At 36.7% G+C, this 16,818-nt stretch carries 14 protein-coding genes; 7 read left to right on the top strand and 7 right to left on the bottom strand.

The features are described from left to right. Window positions 1-357 precede the first annotated feature (357 nt). The gene (locus B6A32_RS03770; RefSeq protein ID WP_085301361.1) at window positions 358-1,026 is read right to left on the bottom strand and encodes a glutathione S-transferase family protein; all 669 of its coding nucleotides are present in this window, start codon (window positions 1,024-1,026) and stop codon (window positions 358-360) included. Window positions 1,027-1,220: 194 nt separating this feature from the next. On the opposite strand from B6A32_RS03770, the gene B6A32_RS03765 reads away from it, so the two are divergent. Continuing rightward, complete coding sequence (locus tag B6A32_RS03765; RefSeq protein WP_085301360.1) at window positions 1,221-2,054, top strand: AraC family transcriptional regulator; 834 nt, start codon at window positions 1,221-1,223, stop codon at window positions 2,052-2,054. Between the two features lie 169 nt (window positions 2,055-2,223). On the opposite strand, the gene B6A32_RS03760 is transcribed toward B6A32_RS03765, so the two are convergent. Both B6A32_RS03760 and B6A32_RS03755 read right to left on the bottom strand, forming a co-directional pair. Further along, a complete protein-coding gene (locus tag B6A32_RS03760; protein ID WP_085301359.1) occupies window positions 2,224-4,836 on the bottom strand; it encodes a TonB-dependent receptor plug domain-containing protein in 2,613 nt (870 codons plus the stop codon). A gap of 435 nt (window positions 4,837-5,271) precedes the next feature. Next, complete coding sequence (locus B6A32_RS03755; protein WP_085301358.1) at window positions 5,272-6,858, bottom strand: isocitrate lyase; 1,587 nt, start codon at window positions 6,856-6,858, stop codon at window positions 5,272-5,274. A 342-nt stretch (window positions 6,859-7,200) separates the two neighbouring features. Between B6A32_RS03755 and B6A32_RS03750 the strand changes: the two genes are divergently transcribed. The 5 genes from B6A32_RS03750 to B6A32_RS03730 all read left to right on the top strand — a co-directional run bounded on the left by B6A32_RS03750 (window position 7,201) and on the right by B6A32_RS03730 (window position 12,756). Next, complete coding sequence (locus tag B6A32_RS03750) at window positions 7,201-8,136, top strand: LysR family transcriptional regulator (protein WP_085301550.1); 936 nt, start codon at window positions 7,201-7,203, stop codon at window positions 8,134-8,136. Window positions 8,137-8,170: 34 nt separating this feature from the next. Then, window positions 8,171-8,569 carry a CidA/LrgA family protein gene (locus B6A32_RS03745; RefSeq protein ID WP_233131310.1) on the top strand — a complete coding sequence of 133 codons (399 nt, stop codon included), beginning with the start codon at window positions 8,171-8,173 and terminating at the stop codon, window positions 8,567-8,569. Next, entirely contained in the window at window positions 8,559-9,275 is a 717-nt protein-coding gene (locus B6A32_RS03740) for an LrgB family protein (protein ID WP_085301356.1), read from the top strand. Before B6A32_RS03745 ends, B6A32_RS03740 begins: the two co-directional genes overlap by 11 nt. Before the next feature lie 387 nt (window positions 9,276-9,662). Continuing rightward, complete coding sequence (locus B6A32_RS03735; protein WP_085301355.1) at window positions 9,663-11,837, top strand: malate synthase G; 2,175 nt, start codon at window positions 9,663-9,665, stop codon at window positions 11,835-11,837. A gap of 436 nt (window positions 11,838-12,273) precedes the next feature. Further along, window positions 12,274-12,756, top strand: coding sequence for a hypothetical protein (locus B6A32_RS03730; protein WP_085301354.1), 483 nt, complete (start codon window positions 12,274-12,276; stop codon window positions 12,754-12,756). Between the two features lie 113 nt (window positions 12,757-12,869). Here the strand turns inward: B6A32_RS03730 and B6A32_RS03725 are convergent, their stop codons facing one another. The 4 genes from B6A32_RS03725 to B6A32_RS03710 all read right to left on the bottom strand — a co-directional run bounded on the left by B6A32_RS03725 (window position 12,870) and on the right by B6A32_RS03710 (window position 16,072). Further along, window positions 12,870-13,823 carry a hypothetical protein gene (locus tag B6A32_RS03725; protein WP_085301353.1) on the bottom strand — a complete coding sequence of 318 codons (954 nt, stop codon included), beginning with the start codon at window positions 13,821-13,823 and terminating at the stop codon, window positions 12,870-12,872. Window positions 13,824-13,826: 3 nt separating this feature from the next. Continuing rightward, the gene (locus tag B6A32_RS03720) at window positions 13,827-14,564 is read right to left on the bottom strand and encodes a hypothetical protein (protein WP_085301352.1); all 738 of its coding nucleotides are present in this window, start codon (window positions 14,562-14,564) and stop codon (window positions 13,827-13,829) included. Beyond that, a complete protein-coding gene (locus B6A32_RS03715) occupies window positions 14,554-15,105 on the bottom strand; it encodes an RNA polymerase sigma factor (RefSeq protein WP_085301351.1) in 552 nt (183 codons plus the stop codon). Before B6A32_RS03715 ends, B6A32_RS03720 begins: the two co-directional genes overlap by 11 nt. Before the next feature lie 73 nt (window positions 15,106-15,178). Continuing rightward, the gene (locus B6A32_RS03710; RefSeq protein WP_085301350.1) at window positions 15,179-16,072 is read right to left on the bottom strand and encodes a hydrogen peroxide-inducible genes activator; all 894 of its coding nucleotides are present in this window, start codon (window positions 16,070-16,072) and stop codon (window positions 15,179-15,181) included. 347 nt (window positions 16,073-16,419) lie between these two features. Here B6A32_RS03710 and B6A32_RS03705 point away from each other — a divergent pair, with 347 nt between their 5' ends. After that, entirely contained in the window at window positions 16,420-16,701 is a 282-nt protein-coding gene (locus B6A32_RS03705) for a peptidylprolyl isomerase (RefSeq protein WP_085301349.1), read from the top strand. The last annotated feature ends 117 nt before the right edge of the window (window positions 16,702-16,818 follow it).

The following is a 16,818-nucleotide window of genomic DNA, read 5'->3' as shown; positions in this document are numbered from 1 at the left end:
TTTGTTTCGACTTTGTGCTTATTTACTCAAAGTAAAGACATTATCGCTGCTTGTTGTAGTGGGTTTTATCAAATAAGTGAATATTGTTAAACAATAAAAAATTGTTTTTTCCATTAATATAATAGCTTAGCAGGTTAGATGATTTTTGCTTAGCTTTAGCATGAACATAGACTGTAATTACACCAAACGTTTTAGTGCCAAATACAATTAGCTACTTAACGTTTTATTAGTGATAAGTTATTAAAAGGTAAGTGATAATTAATAGTTATATCGTGTATTAACGATCGGCCAACCACTTACCTTTATCTTTTACCTATTACTTTTTACTTTTTACTTTTTACTTTTTACTTTTTAGCACTAAGCAAAATCATAGCTGCCACCGGTTTTTAAGGCTTTTTTATATGCTTCACGCGCCTGAAAACGTTTTACGTATGCAACAATTGTTGGGTAATTTTGATCAGCGCCTCTATTAGCGGCCCACGCTTCTAATGGAAAGCTCATTTGAATATCGGCACCTGAAAGCGCTTCACCAGCAAACCATTGGTTATTTTTTAGGTGGTTTTCAATTAATGTTAAGTTAGCGGCAATATTTGGCCCAACATAACCCGCCATTACTTTCTTCATTATGCCTTTGGCAATGGGTTTAACAAGAATAGGCAATGAACGTTGCACTGTTTTTTCTAAAATAAGTTTTAACAATAATTGCTGCATTAATGTACCTTCAGCAAAGTGCATCCAATATAAGTACTGGCGATGCGCTTCGGTATGCGCTTGAGGTAAAATTTTATTTTCGCCGTATGTTTGCGCAAGGTATTCAACAATTGCACCTGACTCAGCAATCGTTATATCACCGTCGGTGATCACCGGAGACTTGCCAAGCGGGTGCACTTTTTTCAAACTCTTAGGGGCTAAGTTCGTTTTTAAATCACGTTGATAATGCTTAACTTCATATGGCACGCCTAACTCTTCTAAAGCCCAAAGCACACGTTGTGATCTTGAATTATTTAAATGATGTACAACAATCATAGTTTCTCCAATCTAGTAAAATATATAACTTAATTTTCGCGACCATATAGCCAAAATCAGCGAGTTAGCTTAACTAAGCGAGCAGCTAAATATAAAATAAAGTGCAATAGTGCTATTTTGACATTATTTTAGTATCTTTATTTATTACTGTCGCATAGGATTGAACCTAATACTTGTACTATCGGACTATTTAAATGCTCTGGAGCTCTAGCGTTTTATTCAGGAAAAACATTGAACAACACAGCCATAATGTTCATGAGATGATAATTTGCTTAACAGGCAGTGTTAATATTCAACTTAATGATGAATATTATAACTTGTCGCCGGGTCATTCTGTTTTTATTCCTGCACAATACTCCCATGCAATCCACGTTGTTAAATCTGCTGAAACAACATTATTATTCGCCTGCATAGATCTACCCACTTTTGACAGCTTATCAACTCCAACTAATCGGTTGTTCTTAAATACCATATCAACAGGTAAGTTTTTAATTAATAACACGAGTAAAAGTGTGAATAACAACACAAACACCTTGTTGGCTGCAGCTAAAGAGTTAGTCAATATTCCGCAATCTGCTTCTCCTTTACACGCAAGCTTGAAAGAAGCTTTATTCTTAAAGTTATTGTTTACGCATATAAGCGGTGCGGGTTATGAAGAGAATACCAATGAGTTAGCGTCATTGCGGATCAGCAAAGCGCAAAATTGGATAAATAGTAACTATGCATTAGATATAACATTAGCGATGGTAGCTCAGCAGGTTAATATGTCGAGAAGCCATTTCGCTCGTCAGTTTCGTCAGCATTCAGGCTATAGTGTTATTGATTACCTACTCAAAGTTCGCTGCGATGCTGTGGCTAATTTACTTGCAAGTTCGAATGCAGATATTACAGAAATAGCTTTTTCTGCTGGGTTTAGTAATTTAAGTCATTTTTATCGACATTTTAAACGCCGTTACGGTATTACCCCCAGAGCTTTCAGGCAAATGAATAACCACCAAGATATTACTGTTATAAATAAATTAGCTTAAGTATTTGTACAACAAAATATCTTTAAAAGTTAACTGGGTTTTAATGGCTTAATTAGACTTGGCTTAACTTGCTTTAACTTGATTTAACTTGATTTAACTTTTTATAAAATAACAAAAAAAGCTCTCACCTAGGTAAGAGCTTTTGCATTTATGAACTGTTAAGGGTTATTTAAAACTTATAACTTGCTTTAACATATACAAAACGACCTTGGCTATTGTGTGTGCCACTAACAAAGCCCATAAAGTCGTGATAAGCAAACGGCGGCTCTTCATTAAATAAGTTTGTCGCACCAAGACTTAACGTGGTGTTTTCAATACCAATATAATTTACTGTAGTATCAACTGTAGTCCATGAGTCAACATCACCCATTCCTTCAGTAGCCACGGCTGCATCTTGTTTAAATGCGCCAATATAGTTGATCGCCATACTTGCGTTCCAATCACCTTGAACCCAAGCGGTGTTGAATGTCCAACGTACTTCAGGTTGCTCAAAGTCACCTTCTTGAGTGTCAATACGCATAGAGCCATCGGCATTTGGACGCGCGTCTTCATAAGATAATACATAATTTACCACGTAGGTAAATTTGAATTCGCCCATGTCAGTATCTAAGCCGTAGTTCGCTTCAATATCTAAACCAGAAGTAGTGATGTTACCAATGTTTTCATATTGATCAAAAATACGAACTACTTCACCTGGGTCGCCAGCAATAGTAGAAGGTAAGCGCTCAACAACAGTAGGATCATTACCCAAAGTACTAAACTTAAACTGAGTATCTTTAGTGATTACGTTTTCAATATCATAATCATAATAGTCGATTGAAAAATCTAGGTTATCGGCAACTTCATAAATTAAACCTAAGTTGTAGCTTTTAGACTCTTCAGGTCCTAAATCATCGTTGCCTGATAATACGGCTGTATACTCTTTCGGGTCACAATCAAGTCCGACTGCTGCACAACGCACTGAGTCAACTAAAGTAGGCGACTCGTCAGTATTACCTAAACCAATTTGATGCAATGAAGGCGCTCTAAAAGCCGTTCCGTATGAACCACGTAATGATAATGATTCAGTTGGCTGCCAAATAAAGGCAACTTTAGGGTCGGTTGTAGTACCAAAGTCACTGTAATCTTCATGACGTACAGCAACCTGTACTTCTAAAGTATCTAGTACTGGGATAGCTAATTCGGCAAAAATTGAAGTGTTGTCACGTTTACCATTTGCTTGTGTTGCTTCAGTACCAAACACTTCACCACGCAAGAATTGGTCATCAGGGTTATCACTAATGCTTTCTTCTCGGTATTCAACACCAACAGCTAAACCAAGTTCACCATGTTCCATTTCCATGACTGAACCACTGATTTTACCGTCGAAAGACTTACTGGTTGATTTACCAATACGTGTTGTTGTGGTTTCAATAAAGTCTAATGCTTCTTGAGTGTTGCTTGATGGTTCAAACGGGTTCCATAAACCACTATCAATAGCCTCTTGAGTACGGCGAGAGTTAGGAAAACCATTTACACCACGTTCAGTTGATTCGCTTTTTATGTAGTTGTAAGCAATTTCCCAACTCCAATCTTTTATTTCACCCTGTAGGCCAATAATTGAACGGTAGTAGTCTGACGTTACGCGTTTTTCACGGTTGCCAATATCTAGCATACGTCGGCGCATGGTTAAATCTTGCTGATAAAAAGCATGATCTGGCATGTCGGCAAATGGGTGATTTATATTATCGCCCGACATAAATAACTCATTAAAGCTTGGGCTACCAGCACCACGAATGGTGGTTTTAGAGTGTTGGCCATTTAATTCAGCAAAACCACGTAAGTTGTCGTTTATTTCATATTTACCCATGTAAATAAAGCTAGCACGCTCAGTAGCAGGCACTGAGGTCATTACAGGTGCATAGTCATAACCACACAGGTTGCCAATAATATCTTCAGGCGCACAAACATCATTACCAAACGTATCTGGCATACGAATAGTAGAGTCATCTTTTAAAGCAATAGTACCTGGGAATCCTGATGAACTTCTAAAGTCAGTGGCAAATGGGTCGTTAGGTCTTAAAGCACTTTGGTTCGCTGATTTTGAATAGTCGCGATCAGCATAAAGAATTTCTTCACGATCAAAGTAATCTAGTGCAAAAGTATGGCTACTTTTTTCGGTTGAGTTACCCCAAACAAGGCTAATGCTTTTTTCTTCACCACCACCGTCGGCAGTATCACCAAATTTTGCTGAAAGTTCTGCTCCTTCAACATCGTCACGTAACACGATGTTAATAACACCAGCAACAGCATCTGAGCCATAGGTAGCTGATGCGCCATCTTTTAAAATATCAACACGCTTAATTGCCGCTAATGGAATATTGTTAATATCAACAAACGCCGTGTCGATATTATTAGCAAATGGAGAAACCGAAACACGGCGACCATTCACAAGTATTAATGTTGAGTCTGCGCCCAAACCACGTAACGACACACTTGAGCCACCATTACTGGTATTGTCACTGCTATTCCCTTGTGTTGAAAATGTGCCTTGCCCGGCCATAGGTAGCTTAGTAAAAAGTCCTATTAGGTCAGTAACGCCGCTATTGGCAATATCTTCTGCACTTAAAGACGTTAATGGCGAAGGCCCTTCCATGTCAGTTCTTTTAATGTGTGAACCTGTAATTTCTATTCGTTCTACACTGTCTTTTTCGGCGGCGATTACAACATGACTTTGAGAGGCAAATAAAGCTGCAGCGATGCTGAGCGCAAGTGTATGTTTACGACTATTTGAAACTTTCATTTTATCTTCCTTTATATATTTTTATATTTCTATGTTTTTATAATGACTTGTATTTTATAACATTTTATTAACATAACTTTGTTAAAACCCTATTTAACTTGATTACACAAATGAACAAAGTCATTAGATTTTTATAACAAATCAAATGACTTTTTAACAGGTAAACCACAGAGTTCTCTTCATAAAAATGTAAAGTAATGTAACCAATAAATATAAACTACGAAATTTATCGGAGTTTTAGCGGTTTTTTAGCGCCAGTAAAAACAAATTAACTGTCGAGAGATTATTAAGATAAAAAAAAATCCGATGAACAAGTTCATCGGATTTCGCTTTTCTTGAGTTTTGAGCTAAAAGCTCGCCACTTTCGATCTTATTGCTTTAACACAATATTTTTTGGTTGGGTCTGTTTTCGACATCATTAATGATGTTGGTAACTTATGAAAACTGGTTAGAGGTGTTTTTAGCGCCACCTGCTTTAAGTGCGTTTTCACCAGCAAAGTATTCTTTGTGATCATCACCCATGTCTGAACCAGACATGTTTTGATGCTTAACACAGGCAATACCTTGACGAATTTCTTTACGTTGTACACCTTCTACATAGCCTAACATAGCTGCATCACCAAAGTATTCTTTAGCAAGGTTGTCTGTAGATAACGCCGCTGTATGGTACGTTGGCAAGGTAATTAAGTGATGGAAAATACCCGCTTCACGTGCTGTGTCTGATTGGAAGCTACGGATTTTATCATCGGCTAATGTTGCTAATTCTGTATTGTCATAATCAACATTCATTAAGTCAGCTCGTACATAAGCAGATACATCTTTACCAGCTTCAACCATAGCGTCGTATGCTTGTTGACGGAAGTTAAGCGTCCAGTTAAACGATGGGCTGTTGTTATAAACTAACTTAGCATTTGGAATTTCTTTACGTACTTCGTTCATCATAGCGGTAATATCAGCTACGTTTGGTGTTGCAGTTTCAATCCAAAGTAAATCTGCGCCCGCTTTTATGGCTTCAATGCTGTCAAATACACAACGCTCTTCACCAGTACCTGGGCGGAATTGGTATAAACCAGAAGGTAGGCGCTTAGGACGAACAAGTTTACCATTACGGTTAAAACATACATCGCCTTCAGCCATGTCTGCTACGTCAATTTCTTCAACGTCTAAGAAAGAGTTATAGATATCACCTTGATCGCCTGGCTCTTTAACAACCGCGATTTCTTTTGTTAAACCAGCACCTTCTGAGTCGGTACGAGAAACAATAATACCGTTGTCGATACCAAGTTCTAGGAAAGCATGGCGTAATGCACGAATTTTAGAATGAAAATCTGCATGAGGTACCGTTACTTTACCATCTTGATGTCCACATTGTTTTTCATCAGCAACTTGGTTTTCAATTTGTAGTGCACAAGCACCTGCTTCAATCATTTGCTTAGCCATTAGGTAAGTGGCTTCAGCATTACCAAAACCAGCATCTATATCAGCAATAATTGGCACAACGTGAGTTACATGGTTATCAATTTTATCTTGAATTGCCGCTTTGTCGCCTTCTGCTGCTGCATCTAATTCGCGGAAAAGACCACCCAATTCACGGGCATCTGCTTGGCGTAAAAAGGTGTATAACTCTTCAACTAAAGAAGCTACTGAAGTTTTCTCATGCATTGATTGGTCAGGCAAAGGACCAAACTCACTGCGCAATGCAGCAACCATCCAACCAGAAAGATACAAGTAACGACGGTCAGTTTGGCCTGCAAAATGTTTCTTAATAGAAATCATTTTTTGTTGGCCAATAAAACCATGCCAGCAACCTAACGATTGTGTGTATTTAGAACTATCAGCGTCATACGCAGCCATATCACGACGCATAATATCTGCTGTGTATTGTGCTATATCTAAACCTGTTTTAAATTTATTTTGAGCACGCATACGCGCTATTGATTCAGGATTGATGGCATCCCAAGAACTGCCAGCTTTTTCTTTAATCTCTTTAACTGCTTCTATTGCACTTTGGTAATTAGACATATTACTTTCTCCAAAAATTATAACTGACAGTATGTAAATACTTTATAGTGTAACTCGCCATGTAAGCTGTCACACCGAACAACATAAATACTAAACCAACCCATCAAAATAAATAAAATATATAATTAACATACCTACCATTCACAAAGAAAATAATAGTGTATTAACTCTAAACTGAACTATAAAATAGAGCAATAAATTCAATAACTAAGGTTATTCACCATGACTTTTTTTATAATAAAAAGATGATATTTAATTAATTTTTTATGTAAATTTACTTGATTATCAACATTAGCCATGACATATATCTTAGTTATGTTTTTGTATTAGATGATTAATTTTATGAATATATCGAAAATTGATTTAAATTTGCTGATTTATCTTGATGTATTACTTAGAGAAAAAAATGTTACTCGCGCTGCGGGCCAGTTAAATATTACACAACCAGCCATGAGTAATGGCCTAAAACGCCTTCGCACACTATTTAATGATCCTATTCTAGTCAGAACATCTGACGGCATGGTGCCTACCGAACGTGCACGAGCCTTAGCACCTGCTATTCGTAAAATTTTATTAGAATTAGAAGAAGCCTTACAAGGTGAAGAAGAGTTTAACGAGCTAAATAGCCAACGAGTTTTTCGCTTAATGGCGAGTGATTATGCCGCTTCAACTTTATTGCCGAAATTATTAAAACGTATTAATCAAATAGCACCAAATGTGACCATTGATATTATGACGCCAAGTGACGTTAATTTTCATGACGTTGAAGCGGGTAAAATTGACATGGCGATTAACCGGTTTGATGAATTACCGCAATCGTTCCATCAAAAAACCATCTGGCGAGATTCTTTCTCTTGCTTATTAAGTGCTGATAACCCGGTAGTGTCAAAGTTCAACCTCAATACCTATCTTGATGCCAAACATGTTTGGGTTTCTAAAACAGGCTTTGGTGTTGGTGTTGGTATGGATCCAAAAGATGTACAAAAATTGGGTTGGGTTGATGAAGCGTTAGCGCGTTTAGGCAAGCAGCGTGACATTAAAGTATTTACCCGTAATTACCATGTTGCCATGCAATTAGCACTTGAAGATGAGTTAGTCGCCACACTACCTACGCGTGCAGCTTTGATTCATAAAAATGATGCTAATTACACCGTACTAAAACCGCCATTTGATATTCCTGACATAGAACTTAAAATGATCTGGAGCCCACTTTTACATCATGACGCTAGCCATATTTGGTTTAGACAGTTAGTCATTGAAGCGGCAAATGAAGGTTAGCTAAACGTTAAGTACACCCGGGTTGTGAGGTATTTTGAACAAGTTTAAACACAAAGTATTCAATGTTTTATATAGTATGTTCGCCATATTAAGTTGTGTTGCTTTGGGGAAAGTCTGTGCTTTTTATGCTCCTTTATTACCGGGGAGCTTATATGGTTTAATGCTCTTTACACTAACATTGCACGTACGCATTTTTGATGCCGACCGTATTAAAGACAGTGTAGTGTGGGGCGTAAAACATATGGGCGTATGCTTTGTACCTGCCGGTGTCGGCATTATGAATCATTTCGACTTGATCAGGCAATTTGGCATCACCATTGTTATGATTACTTTTATAACCACCTTTATTCTACTGACTATCGTCGGCCTACATTATCAACGTTACGCCAACGATCAAGATGAAAATGATGATGAGGGCTCACATGTTAGCTGAGTTATTAAATCATCATTTATTATCTTCAATTTTCGCAGTAGTGGCGACTATTGCCCTATTTCAATTTGTCGCTGTTTTTCAACGCAAATTAAATGCCATTTGGCTACAGCCAATGCTGGTTAGTATTTTAGTTATTATGTCATTTTTGCTGTGGCAAAATATTAGCTTTGATCACTACTTTGCCAGTTCTTGGTTTTTAAACGCCTTACTTGAACCTGCCGTTGTTGCGCTAGGGTTTCCGCTTTATCAACACTTATCAACAATTACTAAGCAATGGAAGAGTATTTTATTGGTACTTTGCATAGGCGCATTTATTGCCATTGTTACGAGTTTTGTAGTTACTATGCTATTAATTGGCGATTACACAATTGCGGTTGCTTTGGCCTTAAAGTCAGTTACTACTCCCATTGCTATTGCCATTGCAGGACAATTAGATGGCAATACCGCTATAACCGCTTTTGCCATTATCCTAGCCGGATTTTTTGGTGCTTTAGTTGGCCCTCCTTGGTTAAAATTTATAAATGTTAATTCACCAAAAGCGCAAGGTTTAGCCATTGGCGCAGCAAGTCATGCTATCGGCACAGCTACGGTGAGTAATATTAGTTATGAACATGCTGCGTATAGCTCATTAGCATTAATTGTTTCAGCGGTTATTACCGCTACATTTAGCCCATTTATTATTAATTTTTTAGTTACGCTTTTATAGCTAAATGAATGTAAATAGCTTTTCAGTGCAGTCATTTCTTAAGCCAAGTGTTTATGAGCAATGTGATAATTTTTATTACCAATACGATCAAAGCTTTTAACATTACTCAATCAAGATAATTCATAAAATAAATAGCAAAAATCACAATAAACAATAGTATGAATAATGGTATTTGAAAAACAACACAAAATAAATTTACCCTATATTTAACAATAAGTTACAAACCATCATTTTATTAAAGCAGTAATAAGGCTATCTTTGTCGGCTAAGCCACTAAATTGCAGCTATTGCATCAACTTCACATTATTTCTACATTGCAGGTAGTGGTTTTACGTAAATGTATTAAAAAAAGAATACTTTCTTCCAAACTTTCAAAATAGGTGTCCCATGACAAACAGAATTTCAATCGCAAATTTGCAGGTAGCAGAAGAACTTTATAACTTTGTTAACCAACAAGTGCTTCCTGGTACTGCGCTGCCTGAAGATACCTTTTGGTCTGGCTTTGGCAAACTTATAGCTGAATTAGCGCCCAAAAATAAACAGTTATTATTAAAACGCGATGATTTACAACAACAAGTAACCGCCTATCATCAAGACCATCAGGGAGATAATTTTAACTTTTCTGACTATAAACAATTTTTAACTAAAATTGGCTATCTTTCCGCTCCAGTTGACGACTTCACTATAACAACCACCAATGTCGATGCAGAACTTGCGACTATTGCAGGTCCACAACTCGTAGTACCGGTTATGAACGCGCGTTTTGCTTTAAATGCTGTTAATGCTCGTTGGGGCAGTTTATATGACGCATTATATGGTTCAGACGTTATAACTGAAGAAAATGGCAGCGAAAAAACTAAAGCATACAACCCCGTTCGCGGTAAGAAAGTTATCGCATTTGCACGCGAATTTTTAGATCAAACTATCCCGTTAAACCATGGTTCGCATATCAATGCCAAGCGTTATCAAGTTGTTGACGGTGAATTAGTTGTAACCCTAACAAATGGCGACTCAGCAGTATTATCGCAAACTAATTTATTTATCGGTTTTAATGGTGAGCAAGCATCGCCTAGTGAGTTAGTTTTTAAACATCACGATTTACACTTTATTATTGAGTTTGATCAAAACAATACGATTGCAAAAAGCGATCAAGCCGGTATGAGTGACATTGCAATGGAGTCAGCCATTACTACTATTATGGACTGCGAAGACTCTGTTGCCGCTGTTGATGCTGCAGACAAGGTAATTGCCTATCAAAACTGGCTAGGCTTAAATCAAGGCACTTTATCTGAAACATTTGAAAAAGCCGGCAAGCAACAAACCCGTTTAATGCATGCAGATAAAACCTATCAAACTCTTGATAGCAAAGAAGCTCAATTAAAAGCGCGTAGCTTAATGTTCGTGCGTAATGTTGGCCACTTGATGACCAATAACGCCATTATTGATCAAAACAATAATGAAGTGCCTGAAGGTATTATGGACGCGGTTATTACGTCATTAATTTCAATTTATGACGTTAAGCAAAAAAATACCCTGCGCAACAGTGAAACAGGCTCTGTTTACATTGTTAAGCCTAAAATGCATGGGCCGGAAGAAGTTGCATTCGCTAACGAGCTATTTGATCGTGTAGAAGACCTATTAACCTTGCCACGTAACACCTTAAAAATGGGCATAATGGATGAAGAGCGCCGCACCAGTGTTAATCTTAAAGCCTGTATTTATCAGGCAAAAGAGCGCGTTGTATTTATTAACACTGGCTTTTTAGACAGAACAGGTGACGAAATTCATACCTCTATGGCTGCCGGTGTTATGGCTAGAAAAGCAGATATCAAGTTAACAAAATGGATAACCGCTTATGAAGACAATAATGTTGATGTTGGTTTAGCCTGTGGCTTTAGTGGTAAAGCACAAATAGGCAAAGGCATGTGGCCGATACCTGATCAAATGGCTAATATGCTGGCAACAAAAATTAATCATGTAAAAGCCGGTGCAAATACTGCTTGGGTGCCATCGCCAACGGCTGCTACATTACATGCTTTGCATTATCACAAAGTTAATGTTCTGCAACTTCAGCAAGCACTTAAAGCGCGTGTTCCTGCGAATGTAGACGACATATTAACCATACCTTTAGCTGAAAATACGCAGTGGACGGAACAAGAAATTTCTGATGAATTAGACAATAATTCGCAAGGTATTTTAGGTTATGTTGTGCGTTGGATTGATCAAGGTGTTGGCTGTTCAAAAGTACCTGACATTAATAATGTTGGCTTAATGGAAGATCGTGCAACACTGCGTATTTCAAGCCAACATATGGCAAATTGGTTGCAACATAATATTTGTACGCCTGAACAAGTACTGGCAAGTTTGAAAAAAATGGCAGCCGTTGTTGATCAACAAAATCAACATGATAAACAATATCATGCAATGTCAGCTAACTTTGACAACAATGTAGCTTTTCAAACAGCTCTGGCACTAGTACTTCAAGGCCATAAACAGCCTAACGGTTATACAGAGCCTTTATTACACAAAAATAGATTACTGTATAAAGCCCAAGCTAAATAATAACGTAAAAGCAATAAAGCCGACTAAATTTTCTGGTAGTTAAGAATGAAGTTATCCTTAGCTACCGGGAAATTTTTTAATAAAAAATACCGTTATTTACTTTAATACTTTATTTACTTTAATACGTTATTAAATAATCGATTTCCGGTACTTAACCTGCAGATAATTTTCTATTAACTTGCCCTTCAAACTTCCTTCTACAATGTGAGATTCCAAACTCAGCTTTTTATACCTAACCTACTACTCAGTTAAGCCTAAAATTATCGAGTTAAAACATCTTAATATTAAAGCCATCGTTATTGGTCTGATAAAATAAACCATCTACCTTATTGTTCTCGCGTAAACACAAGTCATTATCTATATTAATTTGTAACATAATGGTACGATAAAGAAATCAAGGATTGATTCAGGATATAAATGTGATGAGGAATACAAAATGACAATACAATTTACCCCCAAATTAGTGGCTCCATTACTTGTTGGATTTAGCGTATTTTTCCTTTATTGCTCAACAGCCTACGCAGAAAAAAGAATAAAACAAAAACTAAATACAAACTTAACTAAGCAAGTGGTTACTTTCAAAGTATCTTTACCTGCCATCGATGAGTCGAGTAAATTCGCTTACCCAGCCATCACTAGCGAAGTCTATAATAAATATAAAAATATCAATGTAAAACAAGCTTCTCAAACTTCACAACAACCTATGATGGGCATTAAAGTCGCTGACTTTTCTAGCATAGTTCCTCGAAAACTTGAGAACAAAAATTCCTTCTTTGAATTTGCAGCAAAATTTAATGATAAACTGCAGCAAGTTATCGCCTACTTTAACTTTTCTTCCAAAACTGTTGAAAATAAAGATAATAACAAAGACATAAATCAGAAAAGAAAAGTGAGCTTTATTATAGAAAGCGTTAACTAAGTCGTTAATAAGCTTTATATAGCCATGTTATTACACAAAAAAACCGCTAATTAGCGGTTTTTTTCGTTGTAATAAATATGCTAACTCAGCATTATTGGTTAATTTTCATATCATTAAAATTGATAAACTTGGCTTTTATCGATTAATGTTGTCGCCGTTATTTTATCTGCTGAACAACTAGCAATATCTTGCTTAGAAAATACCAAAATACTATCTTTATATCGGCCTGCTGATTTTTCCCCTGCCGACTTTAAAATAACACTAACATGTTCATTTTTAGGTAGTTCTTTTAAACCATTACCATATAAGCACAGGGTTTCACTTAACTTGACTGTTAACTCTTGAAAGTACTGCGAACGCTCTTTTGTTTTCTTCACTTGCTCGGCTTTTTGCTTAACGGCTAATGCATTAGCCTTATCAGTAATTTTTTGCTTATCTGCGAGTAATTTAACTTCTTGTTTTGCAAGTTGTTCTAGATCTTGTTTGAGCTCGACTTTACGTTCATCACTGGCGCGAGCAAACTGATAATTTAAATCTCGTTTTTCTCGCTCAAGATCTCTTAAATCATAAGCAAGTTCGCGTTGTTCTTCTCTTAACTCTCTGGTTTTATCACGGTTATGCTCAAAAATCTCTACTATTCTTTCATAGCCAACAGCTGCCGACTCCATCGCCTGACTAACGGTTTGATTAATATCAATATCAAATTTTTCATGAAAGTCTTGATTAGCCTCTGGTGCTATTGGTGCAGCTGGAACCTCAGGCATAGCAGGCATTTCAGGCATAGAAAAATTAAAACTATAATTTCCCCATTGGCTATTACTTGCCGCAGAGCTAATAGTAAAAACAACACCTTGGCCGCGTAAATATGTACTTTCAATACTATTTATTTTTGATAACTGATCTGTCGATTGGTCTGTAACCGATGACTTAATAATATCGCTCATAATTGACATTTGTTTGTACAAACCTGAATATTGGTCTGCATTATTTTGTGCAGCAAATAATGCTGTCGACATAAATAAACAAGGTAATACTACGCTCGATGATAATAGGTTAAATTTCTTCATTCTTTATTCCTCAGTTGTCCAATTTTCAGGGGTACTTATGGCTTTACCTTGCTGTAATCCATAGCCTTTAACATTGCCGCTTTGATAAGCGTTGTTATATTTAATTGCTTGCTCTAGTGCCTGATACTTAATTTTTTGCTCCAGTAATTCATCTTTTCGCTCAGCATTGATGTACTGAATAAAGTCACCCAAATCTTCTTTTCGTTCTTGTCGAGAAGCGCCCATGATATAACTGGCCAGTTGTAAATTATTGTCTTGCTGCTTAACCTTAATATCAGCGGCGTAATTCGCTAAAACCACTTGTTGCTCTTGAGCAAAACTTTGTAAACGCTGATCAACTAATTTAGCCAGGTTTTGCTCTTGTAACTTATTATTACTACCGGTAAAACTCAGTAATATCCCATTGTCTTGAATGACTAATTCAACTTTAAACACTACTAGTGCTAACGCGAGAATAGAAAATGCCATTGATAATGCAGGTAAACCTCGCCATTGCCAAAAAGGGATTTTATCACTTTCAAAGCCACTGGCTCGGTCCCACTCTGGCACTTTTTTATCAATAGACATGGCGACTTGGTGTTCAATTGCATTAACGGTATTTTTACGTTCTTGCCATAACGGTTCATTATCTGTCGGACAATCAATTGACTTATCATCTAGCCAATCTGCAAAAGCTTGCTCTGTTGATTCAGCTTTGTTCGCGTCTTTGTTTGGCACTTGCTTTGAGTCATTATTTGACATGTTCTAACTCCAAATGATCTTTTAATTTATCTAAAGCACTGTACAAACGTGACTTTACCGTATTAACAGAAATCCCCAGCTGCTTAGCAATTTCATCAAAAGTACAGTGTTGAAAAAATTTCAGCTCCACCACTAGTTTTTGATTTAGCGGTAAAGTTTTTAGTGCTTTATGCAGAGCGCTTGATTGTTGTCCTGAATAAAAGTGTGCCTCAGGGCAAGCATCGCTACTCTGCTCTTCTTGTTCGGGTGTATCATCTAAAGATTGCGTGGGCTTTTTTCGACGATAAAATTCAATGCAGCGATAATGTGCAATTTTAAACAGCCAGCCTTTAAATGGACTATCACCACGAAACGACGCTAAATTACGAAATACCGCCATAAAAACATCTTGCATTAAATCTAAGGCATCATCAGGGTTACTCACCATGCGCAGTGTGTAATTGTATAAATTTTTTTCATACCGCTTTACTAAGGTAATCCAAGCTGATTTTTTACCTTTTAGCGCTTGTTTTACTAGCGTTTCATCGCTTCTCTCAAACACGCAATATCCTATTTATTTATCTTCTTATATTAAAGGTAGAGCCGGGCGTGAAAATAGTTTGAAAGTTTTCAAACTATTTTAATAAATTAACTAATATGGTGGATAATTTTTGATAAACCGGAGTGGCAGCACTGGTAGAACGACGCATTAAAGCAATTTCTCGATAAACATCACCCGAGAGTTTATCTATCGTTAACCCTTCGGCTTTAGAGAAACCTTTTTTAACCGCCATTTCAGGTAGAAAGGTAAAGCCTTGATGATATGCGGTCATTTGCACTAAAGTCGCTAGACTTGAAGCCGAGAAAGCGTTTATACGGCTGGTATCTGCTAATTTACAAGCAGACAAAGCGTGCTTAGTTAAGCAATGCTCATTTGATAATAAAAACACGCTATGTTCGGGTAAGCATTGATAATCTTGCTTGAGGCAAAAGCTCGTCATTAATTTGGGATCGCCGGCAGCATAGAAATGATCTTTACCAACCACCTCACTTTCAAAACCTCTTTGTGCTATCGGTAAAGCTAAAATAACAACATCAAGTTCACCATTTTTAAGCATATTTAATAGATTGTCAGTGGTGTCTTCTCGAAAATAAATTCGTAAATTAGTTAGTTCACGTTTACAAGCGGGTACTAAATCGGTCAATAAATAGGGAGCTATGGTAGGTATACAACCAATATTAAATACACCGCCATCACTTTGACCTTGTTGTTTAGCACCATTTACTAGGTCATTAGCATCTACTAACAACTTACGGGCTTTTTCAACAAAGTCATTACCTTGGCTAGTAAATAAAAAAGACTTATTGTCTCGTTCAATTAGCTGACAATTAAGCTGCTGTTCAAGTTTCAAAATTGCACTGCTTAATGTTGATTGGCTAACAAAACAAGCCTGCGCTGCTTGATGAAAATGCTGATGCTGATGAAGTGCAACTAAGTAACGTAAATGTTTCAGGTTGGGTAAGTACATGACAAGCTCATTTATTATGATTTTCAGTAATTAACTTTTGTCGTTAATTTTTGTATTAATTTTTGTAATTGGCTCTTGCAATTAGTTTTAGCAAACAAATTTACTCGCTAATTAATTTAACTTATCAATGAGGTGCATTTCAATTAATTAAATCGATAACAATTAATTCTATTGTAGTTATTAATGTAAAATGCGAACATCAAAACCACATTCACGGGCTTATTTACTCAATATATTACCTGTATGTATTGAAACATTTAGAAATTTATTTTAACGAAATGAGTCTATTATTTTTAAATAAAATACGCTAAAGTCTTGAGATATTTAAATAAATCAGAGGTAATAAAATGTTAAGAGCGTCAGCACGTCATTTATTGGTAGATACTGAAGAGCAATGTCTAACATTGAAGCAACAAATCGCAGCTGGTGAAGATTTCGCCGCCGTTGCACAAGCCCACTCAAATTGTCCTTCTAAAGCACAAGGTGGCGCATTAGGCTCTTTTGGTCGCGGCCAAATGGTACAAGAGTTTGATGAAGTTGTATTTTCAGCTCCATTGAATGAAGTACAAGGACCAGTAAAAACACAATTTGGTTATCACTTACTTGAAGTAACTGCTCGTAGCGAGTAATGTTCGATAAGTTAGAATATCACTGCTCTTTTTGAGTATTAAAAGCGAAAGTAAGCACTTTCGCTTTTTTTGTATCTGAAACTTTAGTTAAACCCTCAACCTTTAACTCTCAAGCTT

The organism is Colwellia polaris, assembly GCF_002104515.1.
Taxonomy (GTDB): domain Bacteria; phylum Pseudomonadota; class Gammaproteobacteria; order Enterobacterales; family Alteromonadaceae; genus Cognaticolwellia; species Cognaticolwellia polaris.
Note: the sequence above shows the minus strand (reverse complement) of the source record. Positions and strands in the feature narration are given on the sequence as shown.